Below are 22010 nucleotides of genomic sequence, written 5' to 3'. Positions count from 1 at the left end.
TTACCTTGTTTGATAGTTTAATAGACGATAGACGGTTTCAAGGACAGGTGTTTCAACCTTTAACGCTTTGCCCTTTTTCACGACGTACCCGCATATGGATTCCAGTTCAAGCGGTTTGCCTTTCAGCCTATCCTGCAGCATCGAGGTTTGATGATCCTTTGCCATTTGCCCTTGAGCCATGATGGTTTCATCGTAATCATCCTCAAGCTCAATTCCGGCTATTTTGGCGACTGCCAACGCTTCCTGGCAAATTTTCACTGCTGTCCTTTTCAATCCTTCATCCTCGTAGATTGCGCCAACCTTCACTTCCATCAAGGCTGTTAATGGATTAAACGTGACATTCCAGAGAAGCTTTTTCCATTTTATTTTTAAGATATCGCGGGTTGGAAAGGCTTCTACTTCAGCAGCATTGAACAATGCGGCAATCTCCGCAGCTTTGGTGGTCATTCTGCTGTCGAGAGATCCAATCACAAGCTTTGGCGAATAGCCGATTTGCTTAACGTCACCAGCGGCCGTGATGTGGGCAGAAATATAAGCGGCCGCTGATAAAACGCGGTCTTTTCCAAACACTTCAGCAAGAATCTCTTCATTATCAACGCCATTTTGCAGAGTCATTACCAAGCACGTTTTCTTTAAAAATGGATGCAAGTTGGCTGCGACTTCTGCAGTTGCGGTTGCCTTGACGGCAAATAGCAGCAGATCAACGTCTGAAAAATCCTGATATCGGTCTGTGAATTGTTCGGTTACGGTGAAGGAATCCTCGCTTGCCTCGATTGTTAATCCTTTTTCCTGCATACGGCGCAAATTGGTTTCCCTTGCAAAAAAAATCACTTCATTGCCGGCTCTCTTTAAAAAGCCGCCGTAATATCCGCCGACCGCGCCAGTTCCGGCTACACCTATTTTCATGTTGCGTTCCTCCAGGTAATATGTAGTTGGTCCGAAAGACTTACTTACAGCCTTTCGGACCAATATTTTAATCTAATAGATCTGGCTGTTCCTTAACGATTCGGTTCCACAATGGCTGGAATTGGAACCAGCCGGCGTCGGAGGTTCCGACTGTGTCATAAGTAGCCTTGGCATCTTCGTCACCGATGATGACCGGCTTACCCACCCCTTCCGCCACCAATTGGGCCTGGCAGGAGCGCTCCATTGTAATGAACCACCAAGCCGCCTCATCGACAGATTTGCCGACGGTCAACAATCCATGGTTCCTTAGAATGCAAGCTTTATTGTCTGCTAAGGCCTCGCCGATGCGCCGGCCTTCCTCAATATCCTTGACCACGCCGTTAAAGTCATCGTAAAGAGAATGGTCCTGATAAAATGCACAGGCATCCTGGGTGATCGGATCGAGCAGGCGGCCAAGTGACGACCATGATTTTCCATAAACCGAATGTGCATGGGCAGCGGCAATAATATCCGGACGGGCCTGATGGACTTGCGAGTGAATCGCAAATGCTGCCCGGTTGACAGGATAATTCCCTTCCACGACTACCCCGTCATGGTTACATAAAATTAAATCCGAGGCTTTGATTAAGCTAAAATGCATGCCAAAGGGATTTACCCAGAAATGGTCCTTATGTTCCGGGTCGCGGGCCGTGATATGTCCAGCAACACCTTCATCAAAGCCAAATTTTGAAAAAAGGCGGAAAGCAGCAGCGAGCTTTTGTTTCAAATGCAGCCGTTCCTCTTCAACAGAGGCAAAAACAGGCGGCTTATAACTCAATTTCATTTTGACCGTCATACCATCATCCCCTAGATTCAGGTTATAGTAAGAAACCCAGCATTAAGAGGGAGGTCCTTCTATCGTGCCGGGTTTTGCCTTGCGAATTCAGCTGTCTGTCATGTTAGTAAAGTTGGTATACTACCTCGCCTTTTAAAACATCTTTCTCATTTTGGTTCACGGCACGGACATCAAAGCGGAGGTCATTTCCTTGTTTTTCGATCAATGTTGCTTTAAGGGTAACGACATCATTTAAAAAGACCATCCCTCTAAAACGGATTGTATAATCTTTAACGAAGCCTTCCTCATAATACTCGGTGAACAACTTGGCAAGATTGCCCATTGTCCACATGCCATGGGCAATGATTCCTGGCAGGCCGGCCTTGGCTGCTTCCTCATCAATGGTATGAATTGGATTAAAGTCGCCCGACGCACCAGCATATTTGATTAGGTCCAGTCTGGAAACTGGCGCTAACTGAATTTCCTGAACCGTTTCGCCTGTCTGTAATACTGCAAGAGAACTCATTTTGTTAACACCTTCCTTACTGCTTCAGAAATCACGACTGTTGAACTGGAAGTGAAGATGGTGTTTCCATCAACATCAACACCGACATTTTCAACGACCAAAAAGCCCATTTCTCCAAAATTCCCTTTTTTCTCAAAATAATTCTTCACTTGGGAATAGCAATAAACCTCCTCGCCAACATATAGCGGGCGAACATAGTGGAAGGACTGCTCCCCATGAATCAAACCCTTGTTCGGCAGATGCAAGCCTTCGATTACCCCGTAATCGAACACCCTTGGGAATGTTGGCGGGGCGATATTCTTTCCATAGCGGGAAAGCCGCCCAGTATCTTCGTCAAAATAAATCGGATGAAGGTCACCGATGGCTTCGGCAAATTTCTTGACCGCACCGCGTTCTACCACGTTTTTTACTTTGTCTGATTGCTTGCCAATTTGATCTTTGAACAATTTGATTCACCTCCTAATTATTAACACTTAGGTCCGCCGGCAACATAAATAACTTGACCATTCACAAACGAAGACTTTTCATCGGCAAAGAATGCGACAGCGTTAGCGATATCGGCTGGCTTACCGCTTCTGCCGACAGGAATAGCCGCGACACTTGCCTGAATCATTTGTTCAAAAGAAACCCCGATTCGCTCTGCGGTGGCCTTGGTCATATCCGTTTCGATAAATCCTGGGGCAACTGAGTTTGCGGTGATGCCATAACGACCCAATTCAATTGCTAGCGTTTTTGTAAAGCCCTGTAAGCCTGCTTTTGCGGCTGCATAGTTGGCTTGGCCACGATTGCCAAGTGCAGAGGTTGAAGAAATATTGATGATCCGGCCATACTTTTGCTCTACCATATATTTTTGAGCGGCCCGGGCTGCATTAAAGGAACCTTTTAAATGCACATCCATGACTGTCTGCCAATCGGCATCTGTCATTTTGAACAATAGATTATCACGGATCACTCCGGCATTATTGACTAGAATGTCAATCCGACCAAAGGCATCATGCGCCTCTTTAACGGCCGCCTCTACTTGCTCAGGGTCTACTACATTGGCTACCTTTGCATACACTTCATAGCCTTTTTCTTTTAATTCACTTGCTGTTTCACTTAATGCCTCTTCATTTAAGTCAATCAGTGCAACCTTTGCTCCTTCTTCCGCAAAAAGCTCTACGATACCTTTGCCGATTCCGCGGCTCCCCCCCGTAACAAACGCCACTCTTCCTTCAAATCTTCCTGCCATACCTGTATTCCTCCTCAAAACTATTATCAAGTAGTTATATTAGATAACGCTTTCAAAATATCCTTTAAATATTTTGACCTATTTTCACATGACCTTTGATCAGGTTACGAGAAATGATCATTCTTTGAATTTCATCTGTACCATCGTAAATTCTCCAAAGCCTTGCTTCACGGTACCAGCGCTCAATCGGCAATTCACGTGTATACCCCATACCGCCATGAATTTGCATCACCTTGTCAACAACACGGTTCCCCATATTTGCCCCGTACAATTTAGCCATTGAAGCCAAGTGACGATTATCTTCGCCTTGGTCTAGCGTCCAAGCAGCGTTTAGCACAAGCCATCTAGCTGCTTCAATGTCCACAGCACTATCGGCAATCATCCATTGAATCGCCTGGCGCTCAGCAATAGGTTTTCCGAACGTCACTCGCTCTTTGGCGTAATCAATCGCCATTTGCAGCAGGCGTTCTGCGGTTCCGACTGCTCTTGCACCGACAACCCATCGTGCAAAACCGATCCACTCAAGTCCGAGATTGTAACCCTTGTGCAATTCGCCAAGAATGTTTTCTTCTGGGACGCGTACATTATCAAATACCAAGCCGGCTGGACCCCATTCTCCCATCGTATGTATATACTCTGATTTCCAGCCCATGTCACGGTCAACAATAAAGCAGGTTACCCCTTCGCGGCCTCTTGTTTTTTGATGCATTTCTTTGTCAGTAATGGCAATCGCCATAACGAAGTCGGCTTCATTCCCGCCAGTAATGAAGGTTTTCTCGCCGTTTAATACCCAATCATTTCCATCCCTTACGGCAGTCATCTTAATATTTTGCGTATCGGATCCTGCACCAGGTTCAGTCATCGCAAAACATGACTTCTTTTCACCATTGATGGTTGGGATGAGGTATTTTTTCTTTTGCTCTTCATTGCCATAATAAAGGATATTGTCTGCCGAACCGCCGAAGGTGAACGGAACAAACGTTTTTGAGATTTCCATGTAAACAAGCGCCATCATCATCTGTCCAAGATTTGCGCCGCCATACTCTTCAGGTGTATTAATCCCCCAGAAACCGGCTTCCTTTGCCTTTAACTGGAGTTCTTTTAATTTTCCGGGAGGCAGGCTTGGCTTTCCTTCCCGCTCATTTCTTAACACGTCATTTTCGAGCGGCATTAGCTCTTTTTCAACAAACTTTCTAATTGTCTGCTGCACCATTTTTTGTTCATCCGTTAGACGCAAATGCATTTCATTCACTCCCTCATATTTTCTGGTAATCTAGTATTTTGCTGCTATTAATAATATGTTAGTCTTTTTCGAAACATACCTACCGGTTGGTATGTAATTTTATTCTATTTGGAAATTTCAGAAAATACAAGTTAAATTTGATAAAAAATTTAATTTTTCCATTTTGACTATTTTTCAGCCACATGACAAATGATAATTGTGATATTCCTAAATGAATATCCGTTTCAAAATCCTAGGATGAGGTGATTTGATGAGCTACAGAGATGGAATTGACCCACAATCTGGAAAGTTCCTCCATACTTGGACAAGGCCGAAACACCTGAAATCACAGTTAAACGGCCAAACTCGGGGCACTCAAACCTATATCATCTTAAGGAGCAATTCCAAGGCCCACCGCTGGTAGGGTGATTGGCGGAAGGAAACGTAAACCGGAGGCAGGTTCCCTGCTTTCACACCGAAAAACCTTTTCTCGGGGACTTTTTATACCGGGAAAAGGTTTTTCCCTTATTACTAAAGCTTATATTGATTTAGTTCAATTCAAGGTTTACTATAAATTTATTATCCCTTGGGAGTGAAAACATTATGTTTGAAGAATATATAGTGAGAGACGCAGGCCAAAATGATTTGCCGGCAATCGTTGAAATATACAATACAACCATTTCCGGGAGAATGGTTACTGCCGATACGGAACCGGTCAGCGTAGAGAGCAGACTGAGCTGGTTCCATGACCATACTCCTGGTTTTCGGCCCTTATGGGTAGTCGAGGACCAAGGGAAAATCTGTGCATGGCTCAGTTTTCAATCGTTTTATGGGCGTCCTGCCTATAATGCAACCGCTGAAATCAGCATTTACATTCATCCTGGCTACCGCGGCAAAAAACTGGGAAAATATCTGATCCAAAAAGCCATTGATGCCTGCCCAAATTTGAAAATCAAAACATTGCTCGGATTTATTTTTGCTCATAACGAACCAAGCATCGCCCTTTTTTCAAAGTTTGGCTTTGAAAAATGGGCTCACCTTCCACGTGTGGCCAAATTGGATCATATCGAAAGGGATCTCGTGATCCTTGGAAAAAGAATATACTAATTCCAAAAAATATTATTCCTTAATAAACTATTGTCTAGTAATATATTATAGAAGGAAACTATCTAAATCGAATGATCTTCCTTGAAGAAAAGGAGTCCGGAATGAGAAAAAAAAGGCTGATTATTCTATACTTCATTACTAGCTTAATTTGGATTTACTCCACTAATTATGTGATTAATCACTTTGTCCCATCCGGCCTCGTTTGGCAGCTGGAGAGGATGAAAGAAGTATTTTATGTTGTTGTTACTGGTGGATTTCTTTATTTCTTTATGAACAAGAGCAAGGAATTAAATGAATCAAAACAGGATCAAGAGCGACTTTCGACCTTAATCAATTCAATGGTTGATTTTGTCAACTTCAAAGATGGAGAAGGCAGATGGATTGAAGCAAATGAATTTGGGTTAAAATTGTTTCAGCTTGAACATATCGATTATCGAGGGAAAAAGGATTCAGAATTGGCACAGTATACAAATTTTTATGCTGAAGCCTTAATAAACTGTGAAGTAACCGATGAAGAGGCATGGAGAAATAAAAAAATTACCCGAGTTGAAGAGGTTCTGCCTGTTCACGATGGGTCAACAAAAATTTTCGATACCATAAAGGTCCCGCTGTTTAATCCGGATGGATCAAGGCAGGGACTCGTCATCATCGGACGGGATATCACGGAAAAAAGGGACATGGTACAACAACTGGAGGAACGGGAAGAACGGCTGCGCAGGACGGAAAAACTGTCGGTTGTCGGGGAACTGGCAGCCAGTGTCGCTCATGAAATTCGAAATCCGCTCACCTCTTTAAAGGGTTTTGTGCAGCTGATGCAGGTTGAAGACCCCAAGCACCAACTGTACTATCAAATTATGCATGATGAGCTAAATCGCATCAATTTCATTGTTGGGGAGCTGTTATTGCTAGCAAAACCGCAGCTGGTGAAATTTACAACCATTGAACTAAAAAAAATATTACATGATGTTATTTCCTTATTATCTACAGAAGCAAGCTTGTATAATGTACGAATAGAATCACATTTTCCTGACGAAAATTTTCCTATTGAATGTGAACCGAACCAACTGAAGCAATTATTTATCAATATCATTAAAAATGCAATCGAAGCATCTATTAATGGCGGCCAAGTTTCCATTTTTCTAGACAGGAGTGAAGACGATCAAGCCTCTATTTTGATTAAAGATAACGGCTGCGGCATTTCCGATGAAAGGCTAAAAAAAATCGGAGAACCGTTTTATTCCTCCAAGGAAAAAGGCACTGGTTTGGGATTGACGGTCAGCTTTAAAATTGTTCAATCCCATAAGGGAACGATCAAGTTTAACAGTCAAAAAAATCAAGGGACATCCGTTTCCATCAGCCTGCCGCTGACACAAGAAATTCCAATAGACAACGATCACAAAACTGCCTAGAGTATAACATCTTTAGGCAGTTTTTTTATGCATCTGCCCCGTCAGCCGTTTGCGATACATCTGGCAGGGACGACTGCTTTTGACTTATCTTCTTTCTTAAATAGGCAATCACCAGCAAAAGAACAGGGATAATAATCTGTAACGGCCAATGCAAAAAAATTGGCACCACATCAAGCCCTTCTTTGATATGCTCCATATAATTTTGGGCCATGACCATAGCCGCAAATAACACAATGGTCCCGATGGGAAGGGTTAATTTACGGTAGTCCTTAAAATTAAACAAATCTGCTGTCCCAATAACAGCTGCATAATAAAAGATGGCGACTTTGATAAAACCGGCAATCATTAAATAAAGCATAAACAATACATCAAGACGTTCAATAAATTGGGCCAGCTGTATCTTGCCAACCGTGGCAAGCAATGGGTAAGGAGCGCGGACAAATAAATCGACACCAAGAGTGGCTACATTTATAATAGAGGCAATCGTAATATTAATGCCACTCAACACCATGCCTAATATGCACATCACCCTTGCTTTCTCCGGTTTGTTTAAATAAGGCAGCAGCATGGTGAAAACAATCATCTCACCGAATGGAAAAGTGAGTGTTTCCCGCATTGTCGTTTTCAAAATGGGCAGCCAGCCATTTTCCACCATTGGTTTTATATTCTCCAGATGGATTAGACCAGAAAATATAATTAGAAAAAATCCGGCAATGGCCATCAAATATACCACTACAAAAAATAATTCCCCTACTCTAGCAATCACTTCAAATCCCTTATTGATCGCATAGAGAATCGTTATCATTAGGACGGTTATTAAGAAAATCAACGGTGTGTTGGTATAGATGGTAGCGGTTAATAACTCGCCAAAATCCCTTAGAACACGGCCCGCAATATAAATAAAATATACTATATACAATAGTGCCAGTATTCGTCCCATCCATTTGCCAACGATCTTTTGGACATAACTTGTCAGCGGGAGGTCAGGGTAAAACAAAAATAAACGGTGATAGACAATAAATAACGTGATCCCTCCGATCATCCCAAGTAAAATGGTTATCCATGCATCTTGCTTTGCAGTGCTGGCCAACCCGACAAGGATGGCACTGCCCATTTCAAACAAGACGACGACGACAAACAATTGTTTAGCGCTGATTTTTGCTTTTTCCATAACCAACCCCCTCTTGTTATTTATCTAAATTAATAAAGAATGGATTATTTCGTACTCCGGCCTCCCGGAAATATGTATTCACCTTTATTTCGAATTCCATTTCCGCAAAATGGCTGTCCCAATTCTTTTTTATTTTTTTCCAATAGGCAGGGTTGTTACGATGCACTCTTTCGCCGATCCCGAAAATATCAGCCTTTAGTTTCTGAGTTTCCCGGATCGACGATTCAATGCTCTGCTTGATTTGTTTGGCGGCTGCTTTCTCGAGCATTTCTGTGTTAAGTGGGTTGGTAATATCAAAATCGGTATTAATCTCACTAAGCTTAAAGATGGTTTTTACGTTAACCGTTGCAACAGGCTTGCTATTCTTCAGTGATACTGAAATTGATGTATCTGCCAAATATGGTACTACACTTACAGCATCTTTCTTTCCCTTCAAGCTAAAATCGACATAGGTACCTTTCATTTTATTCATCATCCAAAGCGCGCCACGGGCTTTTTCATTGCTCAGCCAGCCTGCCAATTTTCCATTTTTCATTACCGCCAGGCCATCTGCGGTCACCACGGTTGGAGGTTTGGTTTTATTAATATTTTCCTGAGTTGTGCCTTTATTGGGGTCCCCTTCAATCACAAATCCGCTGATGACAGGTTCTTTCCCTGGGCTTACGATGCCCGAAAGGACGTCATCGATGTTAATTTTATAATTTTCACCCAATCGTTGCTGGGTTGCTTCCAGTGTTTTTGTAAATTTAAGGACCGGAATCTTATCCAGATTGGTAAGGATTGAATTCATTTCCTCCGCTCTGGCATTCTTCGCAATAACCATGTTAGTAGTTGTCCGTAGTTCGGGATCCCGATCCAAGGCATCCATAATATCCAAAATTCCTTCTTTGGCAAGCTCTTCGCTAATGATCAGGATATTGGTATGGGCAAAGTAAAGGACCCGGGGTATCATTTTTTTAGCCTTTCTGCTGGCTTCGGTCAAGGTATCTCCCGAACTTTTATAGACGACAACAGGAGGACCCTTCCCCCCTCCGGAACTTTGTGCAGAACCAACATTTGATGGGACAACGACTTGAAACGTAACATCATATTTGTCACCATTTTTGCCTTTATCAATTCCAATCGCCATCACAAAGGCCAATTCTGTCAGTTCCTTCTGATTCCAGCAGCCTGAAAGCATTGGAGCAAAAGTTAAAATGAGCAATGCCGTTGCAATCCGATTCTTCATGATGAATCCCCCTTTGGCGGGTCAGGCTTCTGGTTCGTCCCGGTTCTTACTCGGTTGTCTTTACTCATAAACTTCGGCCGTTTCTTCATTGCCCATACAGGATAGCGAATAAATACATCCTGCTGCCCATCCCAGCTGAATGGAGCTAATGGCATCATGTACGGAATACCAAATGAGCGCAATGAACACAAATGGATCGTTAGAATCATTAACCCAATCATGATTCCGAAAAAGCCGATAAAGGCTGCCAAAATCATCAGGGCAAAGCGAAGCAGTCGGGCCGATATGGCCATGGCAAATACCGGAGTTGAAAAATTTGCAATAGCTGTAATCGAGACGACAATGACCATGACAGGGGAAACAATGCTCGCCTCAACAGCTGCCTGTCCAATGACCAAGGCACCTACAATCGAAACAGCTTGTCCAACAGCTCTCGGGAGACGAAGACCGGCTTCTCGCAATATTTCAAACACAATTTCCATCATTAACGCCTCGACAAATGCGGGAAAAGGAACATTTTCCCTTTGCGCAGCAATCGCAATAGCCAGGGTAGTCGGGATCATCTCCTGGTGAAAGGTAGTGGCCGCAATGTATAGGGATGGTCCAATCAGTGCAATAAAAAAAGCCAAAATCCTCAATAACCGAATACTTGTAGAAAGATCAAACCGGGAATAATAATCATCAGGAGCCTGAAAAAATTGAACAAATATCGCCGGGACACTCAAAACAAACGGACTCCCGTCCACAATAATTGCCACCCTTCCCTCTAGAATCTGAGAAGAAATGACATCCGGCCTTTCAGAATGAAAGGTGGTCGGAAACGATGTCCACGTTTGATCTTCAATTAATTGTTCCAAATAGCCTGAATCCATAATGGAATCGATCTCAATCCGATTTAATCGTTCCCTAACCTCATTAACAATTTTATCGTTCGCGATTCCTTTAATATAAAGAATAGCCATATCGGTCCCAGTTACCGTACCAATCTTCATCGGTTCAACCTGTAAGTTAGGACTTTTGATCCGCCGCCGGATTAAAGCGGTATTAGTCCTTAGCGTCTCTGTAAAGGAATCCTTCGGACCGCGAATGGATAATTGCTGTGTCGGCTCTGAAATAGCGCGTTTGTCCCCGCCCCTTGTCTCACAGCTAATCGCTTTGTTATATCCATTTAAAAATATCAGTGAACACCCGGATAATAATGAATCATAAAGGTCCTGCCAATTTTTGATGGTTTTTACAGAACCAAGGGCTATGGTTTTGTCTAACATAAACTGAAACAAATCAAAATCCGGTTTTTCACAAGTCACATCCGAACTCATGATGGTTTCAATCAGAAAATCACTAATCCCCTTCCCATCAACCAGTCCATCAATAAAGACAAGGGCCCCGGGATATGGACCGATTTTCAGTTCCCTAATGATCAAATCAGAACTATTTCCCATTTCTTCTTTGATTCTGCTGATATTATCCCGATAATCCCGACAAATCACCAATTCCTTTGGTTCGGACGGATCCAGCTTTTGGCGAAGATTATCATTTTGATTTGATTTTTGTTTTTTATTAAATAAGTTGGATAGTTTTTTCACCACACAAATTCAGCCCCGTTTATACACTTGCTTTAATTATGGTTATGTTATCCAAAAACACTTGATTTATCCATAGAACAGGATATGTCGATTAACCGGGGACTGCATAATAGAGGAGGGGAATGAAACAATAATGAAAAGTCGAGTAGAGGGTGGAAGCGATGAAAACGGTTCTGGTTTATTTCCTATTGACTTTAGCCACATTATCACTCATTATTTTGATGGATTTAGTCCTACATTTTCCTTTGTCTGATATTATGTCGAAAGAACTAAAACCATTTAAAGTAACAGAGGTAACAAACTATGTCATTTTGGGAGTGTTTGGTAGTTATTTTGTGTTAAAGTCTGGCATTAAATATGTTCAAAAAATAAGAAAAAAAACAAATGAAAACTCGCCGTCTTAGAAGGCGAGTCTTGTTTTTACAACCGTATATCTTCTTCTTTTTTCCTTGATTTCCAAGTTCTAAACCAGCGCATAATCCTCTCGCGCAAATTTCGTTCCTCTCGTACCTTTTTACCGTATAGATAACGATTCCATATATAATAGATTACTTCCTCACATACAACTAATATCACAAAAAATGCCGCAATCCAGTACCACATTGTACAAAACCTCTTTTCCAAAAGGATATTTCATCCTATTCTAAAAATTGGTGTGGAATTCCGACCTTTTGCAACTCTATAATTTTATTTTATCAAACTTCTCCGAATTTCTAAAATAATTAGATAGCTTCGGCATTTTTTGTTTGATTATTCAAATAAATTTTATTGCCTGCGGTAAAAAATATCATGCTGCCAAGGGTGACAAGCGAAATGATCCAAAACATCCATTGCCCCTGTAGATGAGTTAACAGGAAGCCCCCAAAAATAGGCCCAAGGAAGTTGCCAATCTTGCGAAATTGACCTGCACCAAAATATGTTCCCCGTAAATGTTCAGGTGCCAACTGATCCATCATCATATTATTAGCAGGAAAAATTAAGATTTCACCAATGGTTAAAATCGCCATGGCGATAACAGCGGTAACCCATCCGCTTGCAAAGCTAAAGCCAAGTAAACCGGAAGCAATAAAAATGGCTCCAAAAGCCATTCCTTGCATGAGGCTGAATCTCTCGGCAAAATGGCTGATTGGCATCTGCAGAAATACGACCATTACTGCATTAATCGTAAGTAGCACCGAGAAAATTACGACGCCATTCTCCAATGATTTTTCCAAGAATTGCGGCAAGTTCGAATCTATTTGCACATATCCGATATTGATTAATATAATCCCTATTATTAAAAATCTTAAAGCCTTATCTGTCTTGATAATTTTAAATGCATCTACAAAAGATACAGTTTTGTTCGCCAGTTCAAGTTTAGCAATGCCTAGTTTCTTCATTAATAATGATAGCACGATAGCATAAAGCAAATAGGTTGTTGCTGTAATGGCGAAAGAAAGATCGGGCGATGAATTGGCCAAAAAAGCTCCGATTAGCGGACCAACAGAGGCCCCGATATTCATAGCAGTATATCTAAGAGAATATACTTTCATGCGAAGCTTTTTTTCAGTCAAGTCAGCCATTAATGCTTGTGCGGTTGGTTCAAAGAATGAACCGCAAAGCCCATTTAATGCGTTTAGCAGAATAAACCAACCTTGGCTGCCAGCAATCATAAAGCCAAAGTAAACAAATCCCAAGGCAAAAAGAGCGGTTAACATAACTGGCTTTCGGCCGATTCGGTCAGACAGATGACCTCCAATAAAGCCTCCGACCGTGGCCATTAACGGACTCATCCCCACCGTTATCCCGATAATAACGGGGGATATTTCCATATGTCTTGATAAATAAATGGACAGAAACGGTATCGTCATGTAGGCTGAGCCTCTTGATAGCACGGTTCCGATTAATAATACTAATACAATCGGATGAAATTGCTTAAAATAGCTGCTAACTTTGTTCATATGTAACTCCTTGTAAATAGAAAGACTATTTTTCTAGTTAACTATTTTATCCAGAAAAAGTAAAGTTTTTTATCCTGTATATGTAAAAAGCCAGTTCCTATTGAACTGGCTTCATCGGATTAATTCGGATCTTTGTATTGTAATGCCCGTTCGCTATCGCCATATCCTTTGGTCGTCGGATCCTGTACAATTCCTAGCATTGACAATAGGACAAAGACTGCATTAGCCAGGGTAATGACCCAATCCTCTAACGCTTTGGAAATTTGGAAATCGGTAATTCCCATTGAATTTAACCCGCCCAACACAATTTGCGCAACGATAAACATCTGCGATATAAAGGCAATCACCCAGTTACGGTTACGAAAGCGAACCTTCCAGTTGATCAATCGTCCCATCCCCTTCCTAAAATGCTAATCTACCTTTCTATTAATATATGCTTGTAAGGGAAAGGGTTGTCCACGATTATCATGGGTTCTCAAATTTTACTTTTCCCAATAATCCGTAAATGGTCACATAAAGGCTTTTGTTGGTCTTTTTTGATAAGTATCTTTATAATATAAAAAACGAAAATCCTTTAAAGGTTAGGAGATCACTATGGACAAGCTGCGCCCATTTTGGGAAATAATCGTCCGTTTCTGGAAAAGAAGACATCTTACACAAATTTTGTTATTAATCGGATTGGTCGTTGTGTTATCAACGATTTCATATTTTGGCTGGCTTGCCTCTAGGGCAAATGTCCAGTCATTGAAAGAAGGCTTAAGTCAGCCTACCATCATATATGATCATACTGAAAAAGTGGCCACGAATGTTGCCACCAATCGAACAAAGGGTGTCAAAATTGAAGAGCTGCCAAAACATGTACCTAATGCTGTCGTCGCTATTGAAGATGAGCGGTTTTATGAGCATAATGGCTTTGATATCAAAGGGATTGCCCGTGCCTTCTTCAGCAATTTATTTGCTGGCCGGATTACAGGCGGCGGAAGTACATTGACTCAGCAGCTCACCAAAAACGCTTTATTATCACCCGAACAAACCTATAAGCGGAAAGCGGAAGAATTATTTCTAGCTGTTAAAATTGAAAAAGTGTATAAAAAAGATGAAATTCTACAAATGTATCTGAATCAGGTTTTCTTTGGGAACAGTGCCTGGGGCATCGGGAACGCCTCAAAAAAATATTTTAATAAAGATATTAAGGATGTTTCCATTAGTGAGGCTGCGATGCTGGCTGGTCTGTTGCAGTCGCCGAATTATTACAATCCTTACCGACATTATGATAAAGCGATCGAGCGCAGGAATGTCGTCCTCGGGAAAATGAAGGAACTCGGGATGATTTCCAAGGAGGAATACGCACAGGCAAAAAAAGAAAAAATCCGGCTGTATGATGGTGGCGGTTCCTTCGTGGAGCGAAACTACCCTTATTATGTCGATGCCGTACTGAATGAAGCCATCTCCAGGTACGGGCTAACTCAGGAGGAAATATTAACAAGGGGTTATCGAATTTATACCGAACTTGACCAGAACCTCCAAACAGGACTTGAGAAGGTTTATGCCAATAAATCATTATTCCCAAGGGGCAAAGGCGAAAAGATTGTTCAAAGCGGCTCAGTATTATTGGACCCTGCTTCAGGCGGTGTCCGAGCCCTTATTGGCGGCCGCGGTGAGCAGGTATTCCGGGGCTTTAACCGGGCGACACAACTGAGAGTTCAGCCTGGTTCAACGATTAAGCCGTTAGCCGTCTATACCCCCGCACTTGAGGAAGGGTACACTTATGATTCAGAACTTGTCGATGAACCTGTTTCATTTGGAAACTATAAACCGGAAAATTTCTCAAAAACCTTCCAAGGTCGAGTACCAATGTATAAGGCCTTGGAGGATTCATTAAATGTTCCGGCCGTTTGGCTGTTGGATCAGATTGGCTTGAACAAGGGACTGGATTCGTTAAAACGCTTTGGGATTCCTTTGGAAAAAGGGGATGAACACCTTGCCATAGCATTAGGGGGCATGAGCAAAGGGGTCTCACCGCTGCAAATGGCCAATGCGTTTTCCGCCTTTCCAAATGGCGGCAAACGGCAGGACAGTCATTTGATTACTAAAATTGTCGGTCCGACTGGAAATATCATTGCCGAGCATGAAGCGAAAACGACGAAAGTAACGTCGGAGAAGGTTGCGGACGAAATTACTTCCATGTTACTAAACGTAGTAGAAACAGGTACGGGGCAAAAAGCACGTATTCCTGGGGTTCAGCTTGCAGGAAAAACGGGATCCACCCAGCTTCCCTTTAATGATGTTAACGGCACGAAAGATCAATGGATGGTCGGTTACACTCCTAATCTTGTCGGAGCCATCTGGCTGGGCTATGACCAAACCGATCGCGAGCACTATCTGCCAAGCTCAAGCTCCTCGAATGTCGTGCCGATTTTTAAAGAAATCATGCGGACATCCGTGCAATATATGCCAGAAGCATCCTTTGCTGTCGTATCTGTGAATGCCCGGCTTGCGGGCGAAGCCAACCCTGGGAGGGGAATCCAGGACCAGGCGAAGGAAATAGGCAAAGAACTGAACGAAAATGCTAAGAAGATTGGGGCAACCATCAAAGAACGTGCACCTGAGTGGAAGGAGAAGCTAAATAAAGTCATCTATAACATTGGTGAGTCAGTGGATTCGGTTATCGAAAGGCTGCGGAACCTGAAAGAATGAGGCTGTCATGCGACAGCCTCATTCCAATAATCCATATTTCCGTTTAAACCTTGTTAAAATTTTTATCCAAATATCACCGAACAATAACAAGAAGACGACATTGGAGACGGCATGCATCGTGTCAAATAAGGCGCTGCCTGCAATGTATACGAGAAATGCCCTAAAATCAATCGGACCTCCCGACTGGACAAACCCAAGGAACCCCCAAATATTCATAATCCAGCCGAATAGGAAACCCCATACAATTCCGAATATTAACCTGCCCGCCTTTGTGTTCATTAACCTGGAATCTTTCATGAATCCCGCCGTCAGGCCTACCAATCCCCATGCGGCCATTTGCCAAGGTGTCCAAGGGCCTTGGCCCATGATCATGTTTGAGGCTAGTGCTGCCACGGCACCAATCATAAATCCGCTTTCCGCTCCAAAAACTAGCCCGGCCATCATGATGACAAACGTTGTCGGCTGCACACTGGGAATGCTTGCAAAAGGAATTCGCCCAACAGCAGCGATCGCAGCAAGTACGGCCAATAATACCAGTTCCTTCGGTTCAACTTTTCTGCCTTCAAACCGAACCAAGAAATAGATAATGGTAAGAAAAACAAGGCCGAAGCTCAGCCATAGATATGAATCTTCAAACCAATAACTTACGGTCAACAAGCCTGCAGCAAGTAACAGAAAGATAGCCGGAGTCAGGATACGGTTGAATCGCATGAACGAGCTGCCTCCTCAAGAGTAAGCGGCATGATATCCTGCCCCCGGAAAATTCGCTGCATCATCGTCGTGTAGAAAAAATTCCCATTAAAAAACTTCTCTGGTTTGTCTTCAGAAGAAATTTTCCCCTGGAACATCATTCCGCATTTCGTCGCATATTGAGCTGCAAACTCCACATCATGGGTTGACATGAGAATCGATACCCCTTTTGACTTCAAAGAATGAAGAATATTCGCGAGGTTTTTTTTCGAAATCGGATCCAGCCCTTTTGTCGGCTCATCCAGCATCAGCACTTTGGGCTTGCGCAGCAGCAGGCAGGCCAGAGCTGCCTTCTGCAGTTCTCCCCCGCTTAAGTCATATGGGTGACTTCCTTTTAAATGGAAAATTCCTAGTTCGTCCAATAGGGCCTCTATTTCCTGCCAGTCTGTCAATTCCCATCGTGTCATGGCAATGCGGATTTCCTTTTCCACTGTATCTTGGAGGAAGAACAGCTTGGGATTTTGCGGCAGGTATCCTATCCGTTTGGGCAGCTCATCGTTTTTGTATGATTTCAGCGGTTTGGTATCGAGCCATATTTTCCCCTGTTCAGTTTTAATCAGCCCGGCCATCGCTTTTAAAAAGGTTGATTTCCCGGAGCCGTTTCCACCCAACAGCGCATAAAATTCTCCTTCATTCAAGGCAAAATCCAGCTCATCCAATACCAATTCACGTTTTTTTTCATAACGGAACGCAAGGTCCTTTGCCTCCATGACCTTTTTAGCTGGCGGATCCGTTTCTGCCTTGTCTTCTGGGAAAAATGGCTGCTTGGTGTCCTCAACCCAATTTCGTCCCTCTTTTACAGTCATGGGGAGCAAACCTTGTCCCTTTGAATACATAAATAAGGCCGGAATACTGGGGACATATGCCCGATTCTCGGTATTCCAAATCCGGGGCAGCACCTGCCTTGGTGAGCCTGCGATTTGGACTTCCCCTTTTTCCATCATGATAATGGTATCCGCTAATGTGAGCACTTCTTCCAGCCGATGCTCCGCCAAAACAATTGTCATTCCAAATTCCTCATTCAAGCGCTTAAGCATATCCAATAACTCGCGGGTGCTTACCGGGTCGAGTTGGGAGGTTGGCTCGTCAAGCAGCAAGATGTTGGGCTGCATTAACAGGGCAGATGCAAGATTAATCTGCTGTTTTTTTCCGCCTGAAAGCTCATGGGATTTGCGCCGAAGCAGCTCTTCAGCCCCGAAGAAATGTACCATTTCGGCCACCCGGTTTCTCATTTCGTTTGTGGATAGCCCAATATTTTCAAGTCCAAATACCAATTCATGCAGCACATCATCTGCGACAATTTGATTCTCGGGGTCTTGAAAAACAAAGCCGATTTCCTGCGATAAACCGGAAGAATCCTTAATTGAATTCCCGTTTATCACTATGTTTCCTGTTAATGTCCCATGCGGGCGGATTTCATTTTTTAATAGTTTTAACAAGGTGCTTTTTCCAGAACCGGATGCACCGAATAAAACAACAAATTGCCCATTTTCAATTTTCAAGGAAAGATTCGTTATCGCCGGCTGTAAACTGTCCGGATAGGTAAATGTAACATCAGTTAATTCGATAAGTGCCATCGAAATGCTTCACCTGCTTCAACATAAATCGGAAAACTCAAATACAGTATATAACAAATGAGAAAGGCCGTATCCCAAGTTGCTAATCTCCAGTCCTCCATCATCGGATAGATGGTTAATACTCCGTAACCAAGACTTCTGCCGTAAATGATGATGGATAACAGTACCATTAAGATCACAATAGCGATTGTATCTTTGCCGCGAATCCGAAAAAATTCGTAAGAAGTCCGCGGTCCTTTACCGTACCCCCTTGCCTTCATCGAATCAGCCGTTTGAATCGCTTCCTCCAATGAATAGGTTAATAGTGCCTGCACATAAGAAAATGCTGTCTTTACTCGTGTCCGCCAGTTTCCTTTGGTCACCATAATTCCTTTGCTTTTTTGAACAAGCGAAATCTCTTCCATCCGCCTGCTCATTAACGGGATGAATCGCAATGTCAGCATTAACAATACCGCAAATTGCGGTAGAAATTTGGCAAATAGAAACAATACCTTATTTGGAGTCATAATAACATTGTAAGAAATGAAAACGGCGATAATGCCTATTATGGAGAGGGCATTCATTCCGCCGTACAGGACAGCTTCCAATGTAATCCGGTGCTCACCGGCCATAAACAATAGATGCCTTCCCCTTTCATTAAATAAAGGGTTTAAAACAACCAGCAAGACAAATGTAACTAGGAGGAGATATTTCCACTTTCTTAATCCTGCCAACCGATCATGGATGATATTGATGGCTATGATAAGGAATAAAGAAATTACCTGAAAAACCGGATGCAGCATCAAAATAAGCAACATCACTGCCCCTGCATAAAAAAAGAAGGACACAAGCGGATGGAACCGTGCAAATCTTGTTCCCATCACTTGCTCCCCCCTTTGCTATTTCGTATAGATTCCTTCAATCCGATCACCATCTTTGAGTGCCGTGACACCAACACTTTTGGTCAGGTTTGCGCCATTTTGTTTGAACACCCAACCGCTTGTTGGACCTTCATCAAATTCAAAGTAGCTAAAATCACTACCTTCGATTCCTTCAATATAAGTTGTAGCACCACTACCTCTCGATACTACCACAAAGCTATGTTGTTTATCCAATTGCTTTAGTACATCAAACACGGTGTCACCTTCCGAAAAATTAACCTTTGTCGCTGCCAGAATCACATGGTTGTCCGGACCAATAATTGAAAAAGTCACCGTTGTTGCAGGCTTTTGACTTTCAGGAGCCGGAGCGGCTGGTTGTGTAGGACTTGCTGTTGTTTGGCCATTCGATGGTGCCGGATTTGTCTTTCCAGGTGTATTGTTATTATTAACCTGCTGCTTAGTATCTGCCGTTTTGGTTGTAGTTGCATTTGCAGTTGAGGCTGATTGAGTATCGGAATTTGTTTTTGAATCAGCTTGAGCTTGTGCTGTATTTTCTTCTGTTTGTGACGTTGCAGCTGAGTCATTCGGCTGTTCTTCTGCATCAGCTGGCTGTTCCTTCGTTTTTTCCTCTGCTTTTGAGGAAGCTGCGGGCTTTGATGGGGATTTATCCGTCGTCTGCTCCCCGCTGCCACAGGCCGCCAAACCAAATGTTAATAGAAAGATAGTTAGTAAAATTAAGAGTTTACGCATGATGTCAACCTCCTTCAGATAAGGGGGTCCCTTCAAACTTTTAAGGTTTGGAGGGACAACCCGGAATCCTTATGCTTTGGTTTTCCTTTGCTTTAGGTAATAGCCGCTTCCAAATAAGATGAGCAGTACGCCCAATGCCAGCAAATTACCAAAGTCGGACGCTGTGTTTGGAAGTGTATGTCCGGCAGTTTTTGTTGTTTTGGTTGTTGGTGTTTGGACAGTTGTCTGATCGGTCTTTGGTGTGTCCGCTTTAGGTTGTTCGGCCTTCGGTGTTTCTGTCGCTGGCGGGTTTGTTCCCGGATTTTGCTCTGCTAATGATAGCTTGTATAAAGAGCCTTTACCTTGCGCAAATAGCTGATAGGCTGTTAGGGCCTGAAAGCCTTGGTAGGTTGACATAAAATCACTCTCGTCCCCACCTTGAAAGTCAAAGCCTCCATCACTATTTTGATAGGATAATAAAAATTGAATTAAACTGCTATTTTGGTCGGCAAAAGGAGAACTATTTGCATCTATACCTAATGCTGACAGGGCAATAATCATTTGCGCTGCCGAGTTACTATTACCGACCATAGAATTTTGGTATTGCGTTGTTAAGAATTGAACGGCCTTATCAACTGCTTCTTTTACATTAGCTTGATCTTTATATGGGGCAAGAGATGGCAGGATCATCGCTGTAAGATCAATGTCACTGCCTAAACCATCAGCCCATTCCCAACCGCCATCAGCCTTTTGTCTTTCTAACATATAATTGATTAGTTTTTCTCTAGTCCAAACAGCGGTATCAGGAACTTGGAAATTTGCACTGTCCAATGCAATCAGTCCAAACGCAACCCCGTTTAATCCTTGCTTTGTTACATTTCCGTTATAGATTGCTTCGATAAGGTTATACCCTTCGATATTAGTCGGATCTCCGCCCGCTGCGAGAATTCCTAAAACATACCGTTCTGTATCTGTAATCCTTGAAAATTTTCCTTGCCTATCTTTAACGGCTGCTTTTACCGTATCCAGATAGCCTGCCGGAATGGTTTTCCCAGCTTGTTTTAAGGCAACAGCTTCCCATTCCCCCACCTGCGATTGGAGGACATATTGGCTTACCTGATCAATTGCAGTTTGCAATGATTCTTGAGGGAACGATGCAGATGGTGAAGTTTCCGGAGGGATTGTTTCTCCATTATCTCCTTCGCCAGGCGCTTCCGGTATAGGCTCAAAAGCAGTTAATTGAAAACTGATTTGGTCACCTGGTTTAAGTGTATAACCCTCGGCTCCTACCTGAGCTTCTTCCCCATTTATAAAAAGGCTCCAGGAATTGGTTGAATCAGACTTTATGTCATTGATTGTATGGACAAACTTACCAAATGGATACTGATCATATCCTACCTTGTCTGGACCAACTGTAGTCTGCAATAACTGGAATGCATTTGGATTTCCTAAAAATTCTACATTCGAAGGAATAATTACATCCTTGTTTTCCATATCAAGAACCTTGAATGACACAGATTTTTCCATGGGCTTTGTCCAGTCGGTATAGCGGAAGATTATTTTGTCCCCGTCTTGGACTGAATAAGTGTCAGCACCAATTCCGCTTGAAATTCCATTAACAAATAATCCCCAAAAATTAGTACCCTCTTCTTGGAGGCCATTTATCTCCGAAATCATTCCCCATTGGTTAAACTTAACCTGGTCCTCTCCAACAGCTTGAATTAATATTTCTGTCACTGTTTTGTTTTCTGCAAATTGGACCGTTTTATCAACCATCGGGCTTAACGAGTCTGGCCCAATTACCGTAATTGTTGCTTGCTTCGTTTCGTCTGCGGCATGGACAGGTGTTTGAAATCCACTGGTAATAATCGCGAATATCAGTAGCATGACCAGCCACAAATTCTTGTTTCTCATGATCTGACTTCCTCTCCTTTTGTAAAATGGCATAAAAAAATCCTCCTATCAATAAGGAGGAAGTGTTATGTATAGCAAGAAACAAACGAAAAAAAGTTTCTGGCGTAACACTCCCCTATCCGCGTAGGTTTTCGGTGTTTATAAAACAGGCAGGTTTCCTGGCTCATGGTCATCGCTCCCTATGCCTTCCCATCTATCGACAGTGGCATGGTATAGGTTGCTCGCATTTACAGTGGCGGGACCGCGTTGGCTTTTAACCAACTTCCCTATTAAGCTAAAAGTCTAGCACTGACTTTAGCACCTGTTTTTTAAAAGATATTTTTTATGCTAAGACTATTATAGT

Annotated in this window: 22 protein-coding genes and 1 riboswitch; of the genes, 5 read left to right on the top strand and 17 right to left on the bottom strand. The window is 42.7% G+C overall.

Annotation, left to right across the window (positions count from 1 at the left end; genetic code table 11):
* From AR334_RS09250 to AR334_RS09225, 6 genes are all read right to left on the bottom strand, one after another.
* Positions 1 to 906 (bottom strand): ketopantoate reductase family protein, encoded by a 906-nt coding sequence (locus tag AR334_RS09250; protein WP_066308590.1) that lies wholly within the window; start codon positions 904 to 906, stop codon positions 1 to 3.
* Between the two features lie 67 nt (positions 907 to 973).
* Entirely contained in the window at positions 974 to 1741 is a 768-nt protein-coding gene (locus AR334_RS09245) for a class II aldolase/adducin family protein (protein ID WP_066308583.1), read from the bottom strand.
* A 103-nt stretch (positions 1742 to 1844) separates the two neighbouring features.
* On the bottom strand, positions 1845 to 2246 hold the full coding sequence (locus tag AR334_RS09240; protein WP_066308580.1) for a MaoC/PaaZ C-terminal domain-containing protein: 402 nt from the start codon (positions 2244 to 2246) through the stop codon (positions 1845 to 1847).
* On the bottom strand, positions 2243 to 2692 hold the full coding sequence (locus AR334_RS09235) for a MaoC family dehydratase N-terminal domain-containing protein (protein ID WP_066308575.1): 450 nt from the start codon (positions 2690 to 2692) through the stop codon (positions 2243 to 2245). Before AR334_RS09235 ends, AR334_RS09240 begins: the two co-directional genes overlap by 4 nt.
* Positions 2693 to 2712: 20 nt before the next feature.
* Positions 2713 to 3477 carry a beta-ketoacyl-ACP reductase gene (locus AR334_RS09230; protein WP_066308567.1) on the bottom strand — a complete coding sequence of 255 codons (765 nt, stop codon included), beginning with the start codon at positions 3475 to 3477 and terminating at the stop codon, positions 2713 to 2715.
* 64 nt (positions 3478 to 3541) lie between these two features.
* The gene (locus AR334_RS09225; RefSeq protein WP_066308564.1) at positions 3542 to 4720 is read right to left on the bottom strand and encodes an acyl-CoA dehydrogenase family protein; all 1179 of its coding nucleotides are present in this window, start codon (positions 4718 to 4720) and stop codon (positions 3542 to 3544) included.
* Between the two features lie 250 nt (positions 4721 to 4970).
* On the opposite strand from AR334_RS09225, the gene AR334_RS28815 reads away from it, so the two are divergent.
* From AR334_RS28815 to AR334_RS09215, 3 genes are all read left to right on the top strand, one after another.
* On the top strand, positions 4971 to 5123 hold the full coding sequence (locus tag AR334_RS28815) for a YpzG family protein (protein WP_082692864.1): 153 nt from the start codon (positions 4971 to 4973) through the stop codon (positions 5121 to 5123).
* A 179-nt stretch (positions 5124 to 5302) separates the two neighbouring features.
* A complete protein-coding gene (locus AR334_RS09220) occupies positions 5303 to 5806 on the top strand; it encodes a GNAT family N-acetyltransferase (protein WP_172799190.1) in 504 nt (167 codons plus the stop codon).
* Between the two features lie 101 nt (positions 5807 to 5907).
* On the top strand, positions 5908 to 7215 hold the full coding sequence (locus tag AR334_RS09215) for an ATP-binding protein (RefSeq protein ID WP_066309363.1): 1308 nt from the start codon (positions 5908 to 5910) through the stop codon (positions 7213 to 7215).
* A 25-nt stretch (positions 7216 to 7240) separates the two neighbouring features.
* On the opposite strand, the gene AR334_RS09210 is transcribed toward AR334_RS09215, so the two are convergent.
* From AR334_RS09210 to AR334_RS09200, 3 genes are read right to left on the bottom strand one after another with little or no spacing between them, the layout of a single operon-like run.
* Entirely contained in the window at positions 7241 to 8386 is a 1146-nt protein-coding gene (locus AR334_RS09210; protein WP_066308561.1) for a GerAB/ArcD/ProY family transporter, read from the bottom strand.
* A gap of 16 nt (positions 8387 to 8402) precedes the next feature.
* Complete coding sequence (locus AR334_RS09205; protein WP_066308558.1) at positions 8403 to 9614, bottom strand: Ger(x)C family spore germination protein; 1212 nt, start codon at positions 9612 to 9614, stop codon at positions 8403 to 8405.
* A complete protein-coding gene (locus AR334_RS09200) occupies positions 9611 to 11203 on the bottom strand; it encodes a spore germination protein (protein ID WP_253701237.1) in 1593 nt (530 codons plus the stop codon). Before AR334_RS09200 ends, AR334_RS09205 begins: the two co-directional genes overlap by 4 nt.
* A gap of 158 nt (positions 11204 to 11361) precedes the next feature.
* Between AR334_RS09200 and AR334_RS09195 the strand changes: the two genes are divergently transcribed.
* Positions 11362 to 11604, top strand: coding sequence for a hypothetical protein (locus tag AR334_RS09195; RefSeq protein ID WP_172799189.1), 243 nt, complete (start codon positions 11362 to 11364; stop codon positions 11602 to 11604).
* Positions 11605 to 11620: 16 nt separating this feature from the next.
* Here AR334_RS09195 and AR334_RS09190 read toward each other — a convergent pair whose 3' ends face one another.
* From AR334_RS09190 to AR334_RS09180, 3 genes are all read right to left on the bottom strand, one after another.
* Positions 11621 to 11803, bottom strand: coding sequence for a hypothetical protein (locus AR334_RS09190; protein ID WP_066308546.1), 183 nt, complete (start codon positions 11801 to 11803; stop codon positions 11621 to 11623).
* 119 nt (positions 11804 to 11922) lie between these two features.
* Entirely contained in the window at positions 11923 to 13140 is a 1218-nt protein-coding gene (locus AR334_RS09185) for an MFS transporter (protein ID WP_066308544.1), read from the bottom strand.
* Between the two features lie 119 nt (positions 13141 to 13259).
* The gene (locus AR334_RS09180; RefSeq protein WP_066308541.1) at positions 13260 to 13526 is read right to left on the bottom strand and encodes a phage holin; all 267 of its coding nucleotides are present in this window, start codon (positions 13524 to 13526) and stop codon (positions 13260 to 13262) included.
* A gap of 208 nt (positions 13527 to 13734) precedes the next feature.
* Between AR334_RS09180 and AR334_RS09175 the strand changes: the two genes are divergently transcribed.
* On the top strand, positions 13735 to 15837 hold the full coding sequence (locus AR334_RS09175; protein ID WP_066308538.1) for a transglycosylase domain-containing protein: 2103 nt from the start codon (positions 13735 to 13737) through the stop codon (positions 15835 to 15837).
* 18 nt (positions 15838 to 15855) lie between these two features.
* On the opposite strand, the gene AR334_RS09170 is transcribed toward AR334_RS09175, so the two are convergent.
* The 5 genes from AR334_RS09170 to AR334_RS09150 all read right to left on the bottom strand — a co-directional run bounded on the left by AR334_RS09170 (position 15856) and on the right by AR334_RS09150 (position 21667).
* Positions 15856 to 16548 (bottom strand): ECF transporter S component, encoded by a 693-nt coding sequence (locus tag AR334_RS09170; RefSeq protein ID WP_066308533.1) that lies wholly within the window; start codon positions 16546 to 16548, stop codon positions 15856 to 15858.
* Entirely contained in the window at positions 16527 to 18164 is a 1638-nt protein-coding gene (locus AR334_RS09165) for an ABC transporter ATP-binding protein (protein ID WP_066308531.1), read from the bottom strand. Before AR334_RS09165 ends, AR334_RS09170 begins: the two co-directional genes overlap by 22 nt.
* The gene (locus tag AR334_RS09160; protein ID WP_066308524.1) at positions 18146 to 19024 is read right to left on the bottom strand and encodes an energy-coupling factor transporter transmembrane component T; all 879 of its coding nucleotides are present in this window, start codon (positions 19022 to 19024) and stop codon (positions 18146 to 18148) included. The genes AR334_RS09165 and AR334_RS09160 overlap by 19 nt, the downstream gene beginning before the upstream one ends.
* Positions 19025 to 19042: 18 nt before the next feature.
* On the bottom strand, positions 19043 to 19774 hold the full coding sequence (locus AR334_RS09155; RefSeq protein ID WP_066308520.1) for a DUF4430 domain-containing protein: 732 nt from the start codon (positions 19772 to 19774) through the stop codon (positions 19043 to 19045).
* Positions 19775 to 19843: 69 nt separating this feature from the next.
* Positions 19844 to 21667 (bottom strand): DUF4430 domain-containing protein, encoded by a 1824-nt coding sequence (locus AR334_RS09150; protein ID WP_172799188.1) that lies wholly within the window; start codon positions 21665 to 21667, stop codon positions 19844 to 19846.
* Positions 21668 to 21797: 130 nt separating this feature from the next.
* Positions 21798 to 21987, bottom strand: a riboswitch (cobalamin riboswitch).
* Positions 21988 to 22010: the final 23 nt, after the last annotated feature.

The sequence above is a fragment of the Bacillus sp. FJAT-29814 genome (assembly GCF_001510715.1).
GTDB lineage: Bacteria > Bacillota > Bacilli > Bacillales > Cytobacillaceae > Neobacillus.
Note: the sequence above shows the minus strand (reverse complement) of the source record. Positions and strands in the feature narration are given on the sequence as shown.

Coding starts and splice junctions, on each gene's coding strand:
- AR334_RS09250 (WP_066308590.1), bottom strand. CDS start 906: ATGAAAATAGGTGTAGCCGGAACTGGCGCGGTCGGCGGATATTACGGC.
- AR334_RS09245 (WP_066308583.1), bottom strand. CDS start 1,741: ATGACGGTCAAAATGAAATTGAGTTATAAGCCGCCTGTTTTTGCCTCT.
- AR334_RS09240 (WP_066308580.1), bottom strand. CDS start 2,246: ATGAGTTCTCTTGCAGTATTACAGACAGGCGAAACGGTTCAGGAAATT.
- AR334_RS09230 (WP_066308567.1), bottom strand. CDS start 3,477: ATGGCAGGAAGATTTGAAGGAAGAGTGGCGTTTGTTACGGGGGGGAGC.
- AR334_RS09225 (WP_066308564.1), bottom strand. CDS start 4,720: ATGCATTTGCGTCTAACGGATGAACAAAAAATGGTGCAGCAGACAATT.
- AR334_RS28815 (WP_082692864.1), top strand. CDS start 4,971: ATGAGCTACAGAGATGGAATTGACCCACAATCTGGAAAGTTCCTCCAT.
- AR334_RS09220 (WP_172799190.1), top strand. CDS start 5,303: ATGTTTGAAGAATATATAGTGAGAGACGCAGGCCAAAATGATTTGCCG.
- AR334_RS09215 (WP_066309363.1), top strand. CDS start 5,908: ATGAGAAAAAAAAGGCTGATTATTCTATACTTCATTACTAGCTTAATT.
- AR334_RS09210 (WP_066308561.1), bottom strand. CDS start 8,386: ATGGAAAAAGCAAAAATCAGCGCTAAACAATTGTTTGTCGTCGTCGTC.
- AR334_RS09205 (WP_066308558.1), bottom strand. CDS start 9,614: ATGAAGAATCGGATTGCAACGGCATTGCTCATTTTAACTTTTGCTCCA.
- AR334_RS09195 (WP_172799189.1), top strand. CDS start 11,362: ATGAAAACGGTTCTGGTTTATTTCCTATTGACTTTAGCCACATTATCA.
- AR334_RS09190 (WP_066308546.1), bottom strand. CDS start 11,803: ATGTGGTACTGGATTGCGGCATTTTTTGTGATATTAGTTGTATGTGAG.
- AR334_RS09185 (WP_066308544.1), bottom strand. CDS start 13,140: ATGAACAAAGTTAGCAGCTATTTTAAGCAATTTCATCCGATTGTATTA.
- AR334_RS09175 (WP_066308538.1), top strand. CDS start 13,735: ATGGACAAGCTGCGCCCATTTTGGGAAATAATCGTCCGTTTCTGGAAA.
- AR334_RS09170 (WP_066308533.1), bottom strand. CDS start 16,548: ATGCGATTCAACCGTATCCTGACTCCGGCTATCTTTCTGTTACTTGCT.
- AR334_RS09165 (WP_066308531.1), bottom strand. CDS start 18,164: ATGGCACTTATCGAATTAACTGATGTTACATTTACCTATCCGGACAGT.
- AR334_RS09160 (WP_066308524.1), bottom strand. CDS start 19,024: ATGGGAACAAGATTTGCACGGTTCCATCCGCTTGTGTCCTTCTTTTTT.
- AR334_RS09155 (WP_066308520.1), bottom strand. CDS start 19,774: ATGCGTAAACTCTTAATTTTACTAACTATCTTTCTATTAACATTTGGT.
- AR334_RS09150 (WP_172799188.1), bottom strand. CDS start 21,667: ATGAGAAACAAGAATTTGTGGCTGGTCATGCTACTGATATTCGCGATT.